Origin of the sequence: Dawidia soli (assembly GCF_018598185.1) — a bacterium.
In the GTDB taxonomy this organism is placed as follows: Bacteria; Bacteroidota; Bacteroidia; order Cytophagales; family Cyclobacteriaceae; genus Ohtaekwangia; species Ohtaekwangia soli.
In genome coordinates this window covers 102,616-117,467 of the sequence record NZ_JAHESC010000025.1, presented here as the reverse complement: position 1 = coordinate 117,467, position 14,852 = coordinate 102,616, and the positions used below count along the sequence as shown (strand labels likewise).

11 protein-coding genes are annotated in these 14,852 nt (G+C 57.8%); 8 read left to right on the top strand and 3 right to left on the bottom strand.

From position 1 onward, the window contains the following. Positions 1-145 precede the first annotated feature (145 nt). Positions 146-1,207 carry a GntR family transcriptional regulator gene (locus KK078_RS17670; protein ID WP_254091629.1) on the bottom strand — a complete coding sequence of 354 codons (1,062 nt, stop codon included), beginning with the start codon at positions 1,205-1,207 and terminating at the stop codon, positions 146-148. Positions 1,208-1,463: 256 nt separating this feature from the next. Beyond that, positions 1,464-3,722: a cation:proton antiporter gene (locus KK078_RS17665; RefSeq protein WP_254091628.1), complete on the bottom strand. Its 2,259-nt coding sequence runs from the start codon at positions 3,720-3,722 to the stop codon at positions 1,464-1,466. Positions 3,723-3,877: 155 nt separating this feature from the next. Between KK078_RS17665 and KK078_RS17660 the strand changes: the two genes are divergently transcribed. The 6 genes from KK078_RS17660 to KK078_RS17635 all read left to right on the top strand — a co-directional run bounded on the left by KK078_RS17660 (position 3,878) and on the right by KK078_RS17635 (position 12,699). Next, positions 3,878-4,777: a helix-turn-helix domain-containing protein gene (locus KK078_RS17660; protein WP_254091627.1), complete on the top strand. Its 900-nt coding sequence runs from the start codon at positions 3,878-3,880 to the stop codon at positions 4,775-4,777. Positions 4,778-5,010: 233 nt separating this feature from the next. Beyond that, positions 5,011-5,829, top strand: a complete 819-nt coding sequence (locus tag KK078_RS17655; RefSeq protein ID WP_317195943.1) for an aldo/keto reductase — start codon at positions 5,011-5,013, stop codon at positions 5,827-5,829. Between the two features lie 468 nt (positions 5,830-6,297). Beyond that, entirely contained in the window at positions 6,298-7,704 is a 1,407-nt protein-coding gene (locus KK078_RS17650) for a TolC family protein (RefSeq protein WP_254091626.1), read from the top strand. A gap of 3 nt (positions 7,705-7,707) precedes the next feature. Next, positions 7,708-10,920 (top strand): efflux RND transporter permease subunit, encoded by a 3,213-nt coding sequence (locus KK078_RS17645; RefSeq protein ID WP_254091625.1) that lies wholly within the window; start codon positions 7,708-7,710, stop codon positions 10,918-10,920. Further along, on the top strand, positions 10,917-12,050 hold the full coding sequence (locus tag KK078_RS17640; RefSeq protein ID WP_254091624.1) for an efflux RND transporter periplasmic adaptor subunit: 1,134 nt from the start codon (positions 10,917-10,919) through the stop codon (positions 12,048-12,050). Before KK078_RS17645 ends, KK078_RS17640 begins: the two co-directional genes overlap by 4 nt. 250 nt (positions 12,051-12,300) lie before the next feature. Next, complete coding sequence (locus tag KK078_RS17635; protein WP_254091623.1) at positions 12,301-12,699, top strand: DoxX family protein; 399 nt, start codon at positions 12,301-12,303, stop codon at positions 12,697-12,699. Here the strand turns inward: KK078_RS17635 and KK078_RS17630 are convergent. Then, complete coding sequence (locus KK078_RS17630; RefSeq protein ID WP_254091622.1) at positions 12,599-13,531, bottom strand: hypothetical protein; 933 nt, start codon at positions 13,529-13,531, stop codon at positions 12,599-12,601. The two genes, KK078_RS17635 and KK078_RS17630, sit on opposite strands and share 101 nt — an antisense overlap. 320 nt (positions 13,532-13,851) lie before the next feature. On the opposite strand from KK078_RS17630, the gene KK078_RS17625 reads away from it, so the two are divergent. Both KK078_RS17625 and KK078_RS17620 read left to right on the top strand, forming a co-directional pair. Then, positions 13,852-14,157, top strand: a complete 306-nt coding sequence (locus KK078_RS17625) for a hypothetical protein (RefSeq protein WP_254091621.1) — start codon at positions 13,852-13,854, stop codon at positions 14,155-14,157. A 112-nt stretch (positions 14,158-14,269) separates the two neighbouring features. Next, positions 14,270-14,809 (top strand): hypothetical protein, encoded by a 540-nt coding sequence (locus KK078_RS17620; protein ID WP_254091620.1) that lies wholly within the window; start codon positions 14,270-14,272, stop codon positions 14,807-14,809. Positions 14,810-14,852: the final 43 nt, after the last annotated feature.

Below are 14,852 nucleotides of genomic sequence, written 5' to 3'. Positions count from 1 at the left end.
TCCCCGCCTCTGCGGTGCGTCTGTGTGTCCGCGCGCCCGCCGGCCCCCCGCGCGGGGGTGTGGGCCGGCTGGCGGGGGCGCCCCCCCCCACCAAAGGGAGGGCGACCGGTGCCTCGTATGGTGGCGGTCTCCCGACCGCCTTGCTTTATACTGAGCCGCGGTCGATGAAACGGAATACGTTTTTCACAGTTTCACGTTTTTTCTTCAATATCATATAGGCGGCAGTCTCGCCCATCACCTGGAAGTCGGTAGAGATCACGGTGATGCCGAGCAGATCTTTTAATGGTGTATCATTATACGAGATCACGCCTATATCTTTTCCCAGAACAAACTTCTTGTCGCGTACTTGTTTGATCAGCCGGACCAGGTCGTTCTCTTCTATGGTGATATAGGCGTCTTTGGGTTGGAGCTCCATATCGTTGTAGATCTCTTCGAGGATCTCGAAGTCGAAGCCGGCGTCGGAGCAGAACTTCTGGAAGCCTTGTAATATTTCGAGCGGGTAGGGGTAGACGGTTTTGCGGGGGTATACCAGAATGAGCTTGTCGTATCGTTTCAGGCGTGCCTGGCCCTCGCGCAGGGCTTCATAGATGTCGTTCTTGAAATCCTGGTAGACGGAGGAGACGTCGCGTTTGAGCTCGGGTAAATAGTTATCCAGTAGGAGTAAGCGGTCTTCGGGGATCTTGCGCAGGGCGTCGAGCACTTCGGCGGTGGTGCTTTCGTGGGCCAGGTGCTGGTCCTTGAAGTGCGGCATCACGACGAAATAGTCGTAGCGACCGGTGCCTTCGCGCAAGGCTGTGAGAAAGATGTTAGGGTCTGCGTGGTAGATCGTCAGGTCTACGTGGGCGTTGGTGCTCAGGCTGCCGACCAGGGAATTATAGATCTGCAGCTTATAGGAGCTGAGCTTGTTGAGCAGGCAGAGAATGTTGATGCGCGAGGGCAGTACTGTGCGGGCTACATAGTAGCCTTTGCCCTTGGCGGAAACGATGATCTGTTTTTCTTTCAGATAATTATACGCCTTCTCGACGGTATCGCGCGAGAGGTAATACTCTTCGCTGATCTCGTTGATGGACGGTATGCGCTGGCCCACGGTAAGGATGCCTTTTTCGATATCGCCGACGATCGAATTGACGATCTGGTGATATTTGGGAATGCGCGACTCGCTGTCGATCCGTATCGGGTGGATATCCTCCATAGTCTGACCTCTCATTCTGCAATCTTCACATTTTTTGATAAACTTCCATCAAGATCAACCGATTTCCGGATGATTTCAAACGGTATAGTGCAGGATAGCCGGAATGGCTGTGACCGGTAATTTTTGGCTTTGTGTGATCCCAAAGCTGTGTTGTGCACAGCGAAAGTGCTTTTTCTGTCGAAATTTTTATGAAAGCCGGGAAATCCTGGCCCGGCAGGTTATGGTTGACTTTTATTGACGGCGCCGGTATCCGTGCTGACACCGCGGGGCGTTAGTCGGGGGTCGATTTTTTTGCGGGGAGTTTCTGGGCTTTGAGGAAGTCTTTGATGCGCTTTTTGTTGCCGGCGATCCAAAGGGTGTCGCCTTCTTCGAGGACGGCGGTGGAGTCGGGGTTGAGCATGCGGTTGCCATTGCGTTCGATACCGACGATCAGGGCTTTGGCGTGCTCGCGGATGCCGGTGCTGCGGATGGACTGGCCGATCAGGCTGGTGTCGCTTTGTAAGGTTATATTCAGCAGCATGATCTCGTTCTTGGCGGCTTCTTCTTCGTTGCGGCCGTTGATGGATTCTTCGAAGAGGCCTTTCACTTTGGTGAGCTGCTCGTCGGTGCCGATGACGGATACTTTGTCGCCGGGGTAGAGCCGTTCGTAGCGGTCGGGCGTGAGGATGGTGATGTTGCCGCGTTCGATCAGTCCGATGTTGATGCCGTATTGCTCGCGTAGCGAGAGCTCTTGCAGGGTGTTGCCGATGAGGGGGGATTCCGCGGGCACCTCGAACTCGGCCAGGTGGGCATCCCAGGGGGCGATCTCGGGGCGGCGTTTTTGTGCTTCACGCGCGTTGAGGTTGCCCAGGAAACGTCGTTCCACGCGGTCGTAGAATTGCTGGAGCTTTCGCGAGAACAACACCACGACCAGGGTGGTGACGGCCAGGGCGACGATGATCACGACGGGCGTGGAGAAATAACGGTCCAGCAGGAAGCCTACCAGCACGACGGCCACGGCGATGCGCACGAGCTCCAGCATGATCAGCGGGCCGCGGTTCAGCTTGCGGTTGAGCCATAGATGCGCATAGGCCTCGCGTTCGATGCGACGGACCGCGATGGTCCAGATCGGGGGGACCATGGCGATGAGCGTCAGGGCCACGGTGATGATCTTGTCCAGCGGGCTGTCGGCGATACGCGTGGTGACGAAGGGATAGAGGTATCGCTGGGAGAGGACGATGATGCCGATGGCCAGGACGGTGTGGATGACGATGTTCAACGCATAGGCGCGCAACAGGAGCTTCCAGTCACTGCTGGCGGACAGTTGTTGTGTGCCGGAGCTATACCGCGACAGGCCGTTCACCCAGCGCGTGGGCAGCGTACGCTCCAGGAGTCTGTACAGGCTTTCGGATTTTTGGATGAAGTACGGCGTGGTGAACGTTGTTACGGCGGAGGCGGCGACGGCGATGGGGTAGAGGAAGTTGCTGGTGACTTTCAGGCTGATGCCGAGCGATGCTATAATGAAGGAGAATTCACCGATCTGGGCCAGGCTCATGCCGGCCTGTACGGAGTGTTTCAGCGGTTGACCGGAGACGATCGCACCAATGGTGGTACTGATCATCTTTCCGACGATCGTGATGAGCGTAACGACCAGCACGGGCACGGCATAGTCCACCAGGACCTGCGGGTTGATCATCATGCCGACCGAGACGAAGAATACGGCGGCGAAAAGATCTTTTACGGGTTTGATCAGGTGCTCGATGCGTTCGGCCTGGGTAGTCTCGGCCAGGATCGAGCCCATGATGAAGGCGCCCAGGGCCGCGGAGAAGCCGACGGTAACGGCCAGGATGACCATGAGCAGGCACAGGCCGATGGAGACGATCAGCATGTTCTCGTCGCTCATCAGCTTGCGCGTGCGTTTGAGGAAGGTGGGAATAAAGAAGATGCCTGCCAGGAACCAGAGGATGAGGAAGAAGATCAGCTTGAGCAGCTGCATGCCCAGCTCGGCGCCGGCGAACTGCTGGCTGACGGCAATGGTGGACAGCAACACTAACAAGAGTATGGCGACGAGGTCTTCGACGATGAGGATTCCAAAGACGAGGGTGGCGTACTTTTTGGATTTGACGCCGAGCTCGTCGAATGCGCGCAGGATGATGGTTGTAGACGACATGGATAACAGCGCGCCGAGGAAAATGCTGTCCATGGTGGTCCAGCCCAGGAGTTGGCCTGTGACGAAGCCGACGAAGATCATGATGACGATCTCGGTGATGGCGGTGATGGAGGCGGAGCCGCCCACGGCGACGAGCTTCTTGAAGCTGAACTCGAGGCCGAGGCTGAAGAGGAGGAAGATGACGCCGATCTCCGACCACACCTGGATGCCTTCGGCGTCGGCCACGGTGGGCAGGAGGGACACGTAGGGACCCACCAGCAGGCCGGCCAGGATGTAACCCAGGACCGTCGGCTGGCGGATCTTCTTGAAGAGCAGGGTGGTGATACCTGCTACAGCCAGGATGAGTCCGAGGTCGGTGATGAGTTGCGGGAGGTGCGTCATGCGGCAAAATATCGTTTTTTTATTGTTTGGCCAATGCGAAATGACTTCCGTCACCAAAAGGCCGCCGCTCGTCACTTTTATACCACCGATGGGCAGGTTCGTGTAACCCGGCTCCGCAAACTTCCGTTTGTTATTTGAATTTTATAATTTTGGGGATGCAGCCAAAAAGCGAGACGCTCGAAGATTTTTACAACCGCTATCCGGCCAAACGGCCGGCGGCCTACGATCCGGCCCTGCCTTCGGAGACGGGGCATTTTAATGTATACCGCCGCGACAGCTGCAACCGCTACGCGCCCTATAACCGCCGCGACTATTATAAGATCTCGCTGATCCGCGGCCAGGGTAATCTATACTTTGCCGACAAAACGATCGAGATCAACCAGCCCGCGCTGGTGTTCTTCAACCCGAAGGTGCCGTATGCGTGGGAGGCGGTGTCGGAGGTGCAGGCGGGCTATTTTTGTTTGTTCACCGACGGTTTTATCAATACCAAGGGGAACGAGAGCATCCTGGAGTCGCCGTTGTTCCAGGTTGGCTGCAGCCCGGTATTTTTCTTGTCGCCCGAGCAGGATGAGCACATCGGCCGGTTCTTCGAGAGGATGGTTTCCGAGCGGGATTCGGAGTATGCGCATAAATTCGAGCTGTTGCGCAACTATGTCAACCTGGTCATTCACGAGGCGCTGAAGATGCACCCGGCGGAGTCGCATCATCCCACGAGCGCGTCGGCGCGCATTGCGTCTCTTTTTATAGAGCTGCTCGAGCGGCAGTTCCCGGTGGACTCGGTGGAGCATTCGCTGAAGCTGCGGACGGCAAACGATTACGCCGAGCGGTTGTCTATACATCCCAACCATCTGAACCGTGCCGTAAAAGAGGTGACAGGCAAGACCACGACCGATCACATCGCCGAACGGATCGTTCGTGAGGCCCGCGCGCTGCTGATGCATACCGACTGGAGCGTGTCGCAGATCGGCTACTCGCTTGGGTTTGAATACCCGGCGTACTTCAACAACTTTTTTAAGAAGCAAACCCAAGCGACCCCTCGTTCGCTTCGAAAATAATTATTCGAATTTTATAATTTTTGGTTTGAAATCCATAATCCGTTGCGAAGCTTGACCCGATAGCTTTGCGACATGATCTACAGAACCCTACGCAACACTTCTGAAAGACTCTCTGCCATCGGCCTGGGCTGTATGGGTATGAGCCATGCCTACGGCCCGCTGGACAACACCGAGTCGATCGCGACGTTACACCGGCCCTGGACCTGGGCATCAACTTCTGGGATACGGCCGACATGTACGGCCAGGGCCGCAACGAAGCGCTCGTGTCGGAAGTGCTGGCGACCAACCGCGACAAGATCTTCCTGGCGACCAAGTTCGGCTTCCGCTACCGTGCCGACGGTACCACGTACTTTGACGGCTCGCCGGCCTATATGAAGACGGCGGTCGAGGCCAGCCTGCGGCGCCTGCGCATCGACACCATCGACTTGTATTACGCGCACCGTGTAGACCCTGCGGTGCCGGTGGAGGAGATGGTCGGGGCGATGGCGGAATTGGTGAAGGAAGGCAAGGTGCGCTATCTCGGCTTGTCGGAAGCTTCGGCGGCGTCGATCCGCAAGGCGCATGCAGTGCATCCCATCACGGCGTTGCAGAACGAGTATTCGCTATTGACGCGCGATGTGGAGGCGGAGATCCTGCCGCTGTGCCGCGCGCTGGGCATCACCTTGATACCGTTCAGTCCACTAGCCCGCGGGTTGGTGACGGCGGCGTTGGACCCGGAGGAGCTGGCACCGGACGATTTCCGGCGGACGTTGCCGCGGTTCCAGGATGCGCACATCGGTAACAACTTACGGTTGACGGAGGCGTTGGCGGCGGTTGCCGCCGGGAAGGGCATTACGCCGGCGCAGCTGGCGCTGGCGTGGGTGCTGGCGCAAGGAGAGGATGTGATCCCGATCCCGGGGACGAAGAAGCGGAAGTACCTGGAGGAGAATGCGGCGGCGACGGATGTGATCCTGACGACGCACGACCTGGCGACGATCGACGGTATATTAAAACAGTATCCGGATGTGGGGCAGCGGTATAATGAAGGGATGCAGAAGTTGGTGAATCATTGACATTGTTGCTTGTGGCGGGTTTGGGGCGACGGCAGTTGCAAACCGCCGGCCGTATAGGCACAAGTTACCGCTTCGCTCAAACTTGCGCCAGGGACGCAGCCCCTATACGTGCATCTGGCGCAAGTCTGAGCCCCGTCTCGGGGCGGTGACTTGTGCCTACACGGTGGCCAGTTTGTAACTGGCCACACTCACCCCTCACACGCACCCCTCACACTCACTCAACCGCCTTTGTAATAACAGATACAACGTAGCAGGAATGAATGTATACTTAATTTATAAAAACTTCACACACTTCCCAGACCTACCTATTTAGAAAACGATTGAACGAATATACTTCGAATCACGACGTTCCCCCCACGTGGTGATTTCTATAAACGCAATACACGCTATATATTTCTTATGCAGCTCATGCAGCGATTGATCCCGGACGGCAGGGTTGCCGTTCATCTTTTTTTTCGAATACATATTATGCCGGCCGTATTGATGTTGGCCGGTGTGCTGGGTGCTTACGCGCAGCCACAGACAACGGTGGCCGAAGAACAACCGGAGCGTTACCTCACCTTGCCGGAAGCCGTCGAGACGGGCGTGCAGCAATATCAGAGCATCCGGGCGAAGCGGAGCTACCTGCACGCCTCGGAGGCGCTTACGCGTAATGCGCGCAATGAATATTTGCCCAATGTGATCGCGGCGGTACAGCAGGCGTACGGCACGGTGAACGGTCAGTTCGGGCCGCTCGGGGCGGTGGGTGTGCTGGGGGTGGCGTCGGCGGGGCCGAGCTATAGCGACCAAAGCTGGAATGCGGCCTTTGGTGCGCTCTATATCGTCAGTGCAAACTGGGAGGTGTTTACGTTCGGACGCGTAAGGTCGCGCATCGACCTGGCAAAGGCACAGGTGCACCGCGACTCGGCGGACCTGGAGCAGGAAGAGTTTGTGCAGCGCGTGCGGATCTCCGGTGCGTACCTCAACCTGTTGGTGGCGCAGCAATTTTTACGCAACGGCCGGTCTAATCTCGAACGGGCCGAAGCGGTGCAGCGCACGGTGCGGGCCCGTACCCGAACGGGGCTGAACCCCGGTGTCGATTCGTCGCTGGCGAATGCCGAGGTGTCGCGGGCGCGGCTGTCGCTGATCGAGCTGCGCACCAACGAGCAGCAGGTGCGCAACCAGCTAGCGCAGCTCCTGAATGTACCGCCGGCGGTGTTTGTGCTGGATAGCACGTTATTAGGGAAGGCGCCGCAGGAATTGAATGCAGGTGTGACGGTGGCCGATAACCCGCAGGTGAAATTTTACCAGGCCCGGATCGAGCAGGCCACGCAGGCGGCGCGTGTGGCGCAACGCAGCGTCAGGCCGGGCATCTCGCTGTTCGGCGTGTACCAGGCCCGTGGTTCGGGGTTCGACTATAACTATACGCCGGAGTTTCCGGGGCGCTATTCGTCGAAGTACAGCGACGGGATCGACCCCGCGCGGTATAACTATGTAGCCGGCGTGAGCTTCTCCTGGAATCTGGTCAGCCCGCTGAAAGTGCGGCAGCAGGCGCGGGCCCAGCAGTTCGTGGCCGAAGGGTACCGGCATGAGTACGACCAGGTGCGCGTGCAGCTGGAGGACCAGCTCATCCTGGCGGACCAGCGGCTGGCCAACAGCCTGCAAAGCTTACAGGAGGTGCCGCAGCAATACAATGCCGCTTCGGATGCCTATACGCAGAAGAACGTGCTCTATAAGAACGGCCTGACGACGATCGTCGACCTGCAGCAAGCGATGTATGCGCTGAACCGCGCCGAGATCGACCGCAGCGTGGCGTATGTCAACGTATGGCAGGCGCTGCTGCTGAAAGCTGCCGCGTCGGGCGACTTTACTTTATTTATCCAACAGGCTCACTAGTTTATGAATTTAATACGATCTGCTCTTCGCAAGCCTATTTCGATCCTGGTGCTTGTTGCCGGCATGCTGTTCTTTGGCGTGAACGCGGCACGTACCATCAAGATCGACATCTTCCCGGCGATGAACCTGCCGGTGATCTACCTCTCGCACCCCTTCGGCGGCTATACGCCGTCACAGATGGAGGCGTTCTTTGCCAAACAGTATATCAACATCATGCTGTTCGTGAACGGGATCAAATCCATCGAGACCAAAAACATCCAGGGGCTGACCCTGATGAAGATCACGTTCTACCCGGGCACGAACATGGCGCAGGCGGCGGCCGAGCTGAGCGCGTTTGCCAACCGGGCGCAGGCCATCTTTCCACCGGGGTCGAACCCACCGTTCATTATACGTTTTGATGCTTCGACGTTGCCGGTGGGGCAGCTGGTGGTGAGCAGTCCGGTGCGCTCGAACAACGAGCTGGCCGACCTGGCCAACGTCTATGTGCGCTCGGCCTTTACGACCATCCCCGGCCTGGTGGCGGCGCCGCCGTTTGGCGGCAACGTGCGGACGATCGTGATCAAGGCGGACCCCGAGCGCATGCGCGCCCATAACCTCACGCCCGACCAGCTGGTGGAGGCGCTGCGGGTCAACAACCAAACGGCGCCGTCGGGCAACGTGCGGATCGGCGACTATAACTATATCACGCCGACAAACACGACGATCAGGAATATCAAGGACTTTGAAAAGATCCCGCTCTTCAAAGGCGATGTGCAGAACGTTTACCTCGGCGACGTGGCGACGGTAGAAGACGGCGCGGATATTACGGTGGGGTATGCGGCGGTGAACGGGAAACGTTCGGTATATATCAGTATCGCCAAGTCGGCCGATGCGTCTACCTGGGAGGTGGTAAAGAACCTGAAGGCGGCTATTCCGAAGTTCCAGGCGCAGTTGCCGGAAGACGTGACGCTGTCGTATGAGTTCGACCAGTCCACGTATGTGATCAACGCCGTAAAGAGCCTGATCAGCGAAGGCGTGATCGGCGCGGTGCTGACGGGGCTGATGGTGGTGTTGTTCCTGGGGGATCTCCGCGGGGCATTGATCGTGATCCTGACGATCCCGACATCCATTATCTCCGGTGTCTTGTTTTTACAATTGTTCGGGCAGACGATCAATATCATGACGCTGAGCGGGCTGTCGCTGGCGATCGGGATCCTGGTGGACGAGTCGACGGTGACGATCGAGAATATACACCAGCACATGGATATGGGGAAATCCAAGGCGCTGGCGATCTGGGATGCGTGTAAGGAGATCGCGTTTCCGAAGCTGTTGATCCTGTTCTGTATCCTGGCGGTGTTTGCTCCGGCCTTGTCGATGCAGGGGATACCGGGATCGTTGTTCCTGCCGCTGTCGCTGGCGATCGGCTTCTCGATGATCACGTCGTACCTGCTGTCGCAGACCTTTGTGCCGGTGCTGGCCAACTGGATCATGAAGGATCATGCGTCGAAACATACACATCCCATCGATCATCACCAGGCGGCGGCGCTGGCCGCCCAGGCCGGCAATGGCAAGCGAAGCCGCTTCGAGCGCTTCCGCGTAGGGTTTGTGGCGTTTATCGAACGGCTGTTCCCGCGGCGCCGCGTGGTGGTGCTGGGCTATCTGGTGGTGGTGATCGGCCTGGCGGCGTGGTTGCTGAACAGCATCGGCCGCGACGTGTTGCCGAAGACAAACTCCGGTCAGTTCCAGCTGCGGCTGCGCGCGCCCGACGGTACGCGGATCGAGCGTACGGAAGCGAAGCTGCGCGAGTCGATCCATTTACTGGAAGGCATCGTTGGAAAAGAGAACGTGAGCGTCAGCTCTGCGTATATAGGACAACACCCTGCTTTGTTTTCGATCAGCCCCATCTACCTGTTTACGGGTGGGCCGCACGAGGCGGTGCTGCAGGTGAGCCTGAACCCGGAGCATCACGTCGACATGGACGAGCTGAAGGAGCAGCTCCGGAAGCAGCTCCACGAGCACCTGCCGGAGCTGGCGGTGTCGTTCGAGCCGATCGAGCTGACGGATAAGATCCTGAGCCAGGGCTCGCCCACACCGATCGAGGTGCGCATTGCCAGCCGGAATAAAAAGCAGAACGAAGCGTATGCGCGCAAGGTGATCGGCAAGTTAAAAGAAATACCCTACCTGCGCGACGTGCAGCTGGGGCAGTCGGTACGCTACCCGGCGTTGAACATTACGGTCGACCGTGTGCGCGCGGCGCAGCTGGGGGTGGATATGAGCGATGTGTCGCGGTCGCTGATCGCGTCGACATCGTCGTCGCGGTATACCGAAAAGAACGTGTGGCTGGACGAGAAGGCCGGTCTGAGCTATAGTGTGCAGATCCAGGTGCCGGAGAACAAGATGACGCGGGTGTCGGACATCGGTCAGATCCCGCTGCTGCGCAACACCACGCGTCCGATCCTGAGCGATGTGGCGACGATCGAGCCGGATACAGTCTATGGCGAGGTGGATAACCTGGGGGCGATGCCGGTGTTGTCGGTTACGGCCAACCTGAGCGACAAGGATCTGGGGGCCGCTACGGCGGATGTCAACAAAGCGCTGGCCTCGCTGGGCGAGCTGCCCCGTGGGTTGACGGTGGAAACGATCGGCATGAGTAAAGTGTTGACAGAAACACTGGACAGCCTGCAGTCGGGACTGTTGGTGGCCATCGTGGTGATCTTCCTGATGCTGGCGGCGAACTTCCAGTCGTTTAAAGTATCGGCGGTGGTGTTGGTGACGGTGCCGGCGGTGATCCTGGGGGCGCTGTTGCTGCTGCTGGTCACGGGCTCGACGCTGAACCTGCAGTCGTACATGGGTATTATCATGTCGGTGGGGGTTTCGATCGCCAACGCGGTGCTGCTGGTGACGAATGCCGAGCAGCTGCGGTTGCAGACAGGGGATGCGCAGGAGGCGGCCAAGGAAGCGGTGGCGCTGCGTGTGCGGCCGATCCTGATGACGTCGATCGCGATGATCGCGGGGATGATCCCGATGGCGATCGGCCATGGCGAAGGGGGAGACCAGGTGGCGCCGCTGGCGCGGGCGGTGATCGGCGGATTGTTTGCCTCGACCTTTGCCGCGCTGATCGTATTGCCGATGGCCTTTGCGTGGATGCAGGGAAAAACCACCACCGACTCGGTGTCGCTCGACCCGGAGGATAAAGACAGTAAATTTTATATACCGAATACTTCGACTTCGTTATGATCGCTCTACCTATGAATGCTTATTTGAATACGTTGAAAATTACCGGTGCCCTGGTGCTGGCGGCCTCGCTGGTGCGTTGCAGCACGTCTGCGGGGGGAGCCGGCGGGAATAAAGCTCCGCAGGCCGCCCCGGCGGTGGAGACGGTGTCCCTGAAGAAGGGGCTGTTGTCGTCGACGCTGAGTGTGCCGGGTGAGCTGATCTCGTACCAGCAGGTGGACCTGTATGCGCGCGAGACGAGCTTTGTAAAAACGATCGTAGTGGATGTCGGCTCGGAAGTAAAGGAGGGGCAGGTGCTGGCCTCGCTGGAGGCGCCGGAGATCTCATCGCGGCTGGCCGGTGCCGAGTCGCGCGGCAAGTCGCAGGAGGCGGTATACCTGGCCAGCAAGGCCCACTACGAGCGCCTGCTGGAGACCAGCAAAACGCCGGGCACGATCTCGCCCCACGACCTGGACCAGGCCCGGGCGCGTATGAACTCCGCCCTGGTCCAGCTGGAAGCGGCCCGCGCCACGCAGCGCGAGGTGGGCAACACGCGCGACTACCTGACGATCCGCGCGCCGTTCGCCGGGGTGATCACCGCGCGCAACGTAAACCCGGGCGCCTATGTGGGGCCGTCGGGTCGCGGGTCGGAGAAGCCGATGTTCACGCTGCAGGAGCAAAAGCACCTGCGCCTGGTGGTGTCGGTGCCGGAAGCGTATACGGCATACCTGTCGTTGCACGACACGGTCGACTTTTACGTGAAGTCACAACCCGACAAGGCGTTCCAGGCGCGCGTGGCGCGTCTGGCCGGGGCGTTGGACACACGCCTGCGGGCGGAGCGCATCGAGATGGATGTGACGAATGATAACAAACGCCTGCTGCCGGGGATGATCGCCGATGTAGTCGTGCCGCTGCCGGCGAAGGACAGCACGTTCATTGTACCGAAGCGCGCGGTGGTCAACGCGCCGGAGAAGGTCTTTATCATCAAGGTCGTGGGCGGCAAGGCGCAATGGACGCCGGTGCGTACAGGCCGTACGATCGATGGCAAGACGGAGGTATATGGTGACCTGCGCGTGGGGGATGAGATCGTGCTGGCGGCGAGCGAAGAAGTGCGCGACGGCTCGGACGTTCCGCAGACAAAGGCTGTGCAGTAGAAGAGAGAGGGGTTTGATAGCCATGCCGTTCGTTTGCCTTCGGGTGGACGGGCGGCATTTTTGTTTTATACCGGTTGTCACTTTTTACCCCTATGCCTGTCGTAAGGACACCGCTAAACACGGCGCGTGTAAAGGCGTGAAGTACAGACGTACGGGGTTTGTCACTTTTTGCCCTTATTCTTGTCGTAAGGGCACCGCCGTACTTGGGAGGTTGCGCTATATATTTGCATCATAAACCAACCAAAATACTATGGAAACTAACAACACCATCTCCAAACCGCGCCTGTGGACGGGCCGTATCATGAGCGCCATCGTTATCCTGTTTATGCTGATGGACGGCGTGATGAAGTTTGTCAAGCCCGAGCCGGTGATCCAATCGGCTGCCGAGCTGGGCTACCAGGATCATCACATTGTATGGATGGGCGCGTTGGCGTTGCTCGGTACGATCCTGTATGCAATACCTCAAACCGCTATCCTGGGCATCGTATTTTTGACGGGTTTCTGGGGAGGCGCGATCAATACGCACTTTCGCTTAGATGCACCGTTGTTCAGCCACTTGCTGTTCCCGGTATACCTGGCGATCCTGGGCTGGGGTGGCCTCTGGCTGCGCGACGCACGCCTGCGGGCGATCTTTCCTGTGAGATCATAACAGATGCCTGTATACGAGGTGCAAGACGATGTCGCCCGACACGGATTGCACCTCGCTTGTATAGCGCCTTCCGTTGTGGGGAAATCACTTTTTGCGCCGCGATAATGGCCAGCGCATTACCGGTTTTGGCGTGCAGGGGATAATACACACCGTTTGTCTCCTGGAAATACTCGACGCCGACCACGTGCGTCAGGAATGAATCGGGGAGCGGTGTGCCTGCGTTGATCAGTGTGATCGCTGTCGCGCCGCCCGGTTTTGTCGGGATATAGTCGCTATAGGCTGTGTGTACGGCCATGGCGGTGGCGTCGTACGCGATCGTGGCGATGCTGCTCACGAGGCGGAAATGCGTGGCGCCGGCGCGGGTTTTTACGAACCGCGCGCCTTGCGGTGTAAAGGTCGTTGTACGGACGCCGGCGGCGTCCGTTGTGCTATACCGGGCGGTGAGGATCTTTTGTAAGGGTGTTTCCTTGTTAAAGTTCAGGTCTATCAGCTGGCGGAGGTCGCCGTTGGCGAGGCGGCGTTCGTTGGGCGACAGGGCGGGATCGGCCTGGATCGCTTTTACGACCGCGCTGGTGATGCGACTCGTCATGCGTGTGTCGGCCAACGGTTGAAATAACGGGTAGTATGCCGCGCGCAGGGCCTTGACAAACATCGCGCTTTGCGCGAACTGGGCGTTGTGCTCGCGCACAACGGCAAACGCCGGATCGGTGAGGATCCGGTCGGCATCTACGGATGTAACGTTGCGTACCAGCCAGCCATATTTCGGATGCCAGTAGTATACTTTATCGCCGCATTTGCCTTCGAGTATGATGATGCCTTTTTGTTTGCCCATGTCTTCGCGCGTCGTATTTTCGCTTTATACTGTGTGTTGCGTGTGGTAACCCATGAATGTATACCGCTTATCTTGTTTATACAAGGTTGTGTGAAGATTGTGGAAAAGTTTATAGTATAGGTCAGGGATAGGTCAACCGTGGCTTTCGTACGGCTCAAGTACGGCTTTACCCTGGGTTTGATACGGGTATGATAGGGTTTTGATACGGGTATGATCGGTCGAAGCGACGATCATGACTTTCGTGTTAGCAGGTTTTTGAGGATATTTGGCGTATGTCAGCACGTTACAGGGTTGTATTGTTGCGGCGTGGAGGTATTCGTATGATAGGATGGTTGATTGCCGGATGGTTTTTGTTGTTCATATTTTTCTGCCAGTACAAGGTGGCGGGGATGTTGCGGTATCTTAAACATTTTCATGAAAAAGGCTTGTTGTCGGCGGCCGATTATAAGGTGCTGCACGGCAAGTGGACTGCCCAGTCAAGATTTTATGTAAAGCTGCCGGATCACCGGCAATATGCGGCGCTGTATGCCGACGCGGGGTTTGCGCAGTTTACGACCCTGGTACGGTTTGCGACGGTCTTTTTTTTCGTTACCGGAATTATGATCGTGTGGAAGCTGGGGGCCTGATCTTCTGCCATAAATTTATTTGGGTGGAATAATGCCTTTTTTCTTACGTTGCTGTTACTTGCGCGGCCGTTTTGCTGTTACTGATGGGAGGGAAAACGGATTAAGAGAAGACATGAGGCGGTTCAGGAGGATTAAAATCAAGGGATACAAGGGGTTATTGGATGGCTTGCTGGTATCGACGGGGAGAACGTGGGTGTTGTTTCGGGACAATCCCTATGATTATTTGCTGGATGGCTTTGTGTTTGTGCGAAAAAAATTCCTGCTGCGCGAGGTTGAATCCGAAGCTGTCGCGTTTAAACGTGAGATCTTTGATCTCAAGGGCGAGTTCATGGACAACTACCTCGACCTGAACCTCGACGCCGATCGCGAGCTATTCACCTATTTTCAGAAAACCGGCGGGCTGGTCTCGGTCGGACGCCACGTAGAGCACAGCATTTTAGTGGGCTGGGTGGAGGAGGTTTACGAGCGCTCTTTCCGGCTGCGCCTGGTAGACCGCCGTGGCAATATCCTGGGTACGCGCAGTCTTTCGTATGACGTGATCCGCTCGGTGGGGTTTGGCAACGATTACCTGAAGTCGTTGATGCTGATGATGCGGTCGCCAAAGTACCTGCGGTTGATAGGCGAGCAGGGCAGCATCGAAGTCGGGCGATAGCGGGCCACGCTAACATTTGTCATAGGAACAAGATCGGCAAAAG

Bases quoted from the DNA above. Each gene is read 5' to 3' on its own strand.
- KK078_RS17635 (WP_254091623.1), top strand. From the start codon at position 12,301: ATGGAAACTAACAACACCATCTCCAAACCGCGCCTGTGGACGGGCCGT.
- KK078_RS17650 (WP_254091626.1), top strand. From the start codon at position 6,298: ATGCCGGCCGTATTGATGTTGGCCGGTGTGCTGGGTGCTTACGCGCAG.
- KK078_RS17655 (WP_317195943.1), top strand. From the start codon at position 5,011: ATGTACGGCCAGGGCCGCAACGAAGCGCTCGTGTCGGAAGTGCTGGCG.
- KK078_RS17620 (WP_254091620.1), top strand. From the start codon at position 14,270: ATGAGGCGGTTCAGGAGGATTAAAATCAAGGGATACAAGGGGTTATTG.
- KK078_RS17640 (WP_254091624.1), top strand. From the start codon at position 10,917: ATGATCGCTCTACCTATGAATGCTTATTTGAATACGTTGAAAATTACC.
- KK078_RS17670 (WP_254091629.1), bottom strand. From the start codon at position 1,207: ATGAGAGGTCAGACTATGGAGGATATCCACCCGATACGGATCGACAGC.
- KK078_RS17645 (WP_254091625.1), top strand. From the start codon at position 7,708: ATGAATTTAATACGATCTGCTCTTCGCAAGCCTATTTCGATCCTGGTG.
- KK078_RS17665 (WP_254091628.1), bottom strand. From the start codon at position 3,722: ATGACGCACCTCCCGCAACTCATCACCGACCTCGGACTCATCCTGGCT.
- KK078_RS17625 (WP_254091621.1), top strand. From the start codon at position 13,852: ATGATAGGATGGTTGATTGCCGGATGGTTTTTGTTGTTCATATTTTTC.
- KK078_RS17660 (WP_254091627.1), top strand. From the start codon at position 3,878: ATGCAGCCAAAAAGCGAGACGCTCGAAGATTTTTACAACCGCTATCCG.
- KK078_RS17630 (WP_254091622.1), bottom strand. From the start codon at position 13,531: ATGGGCAAACAAAAAGGCATCATCATACTCGAAGGCAAATGCGGCGAT.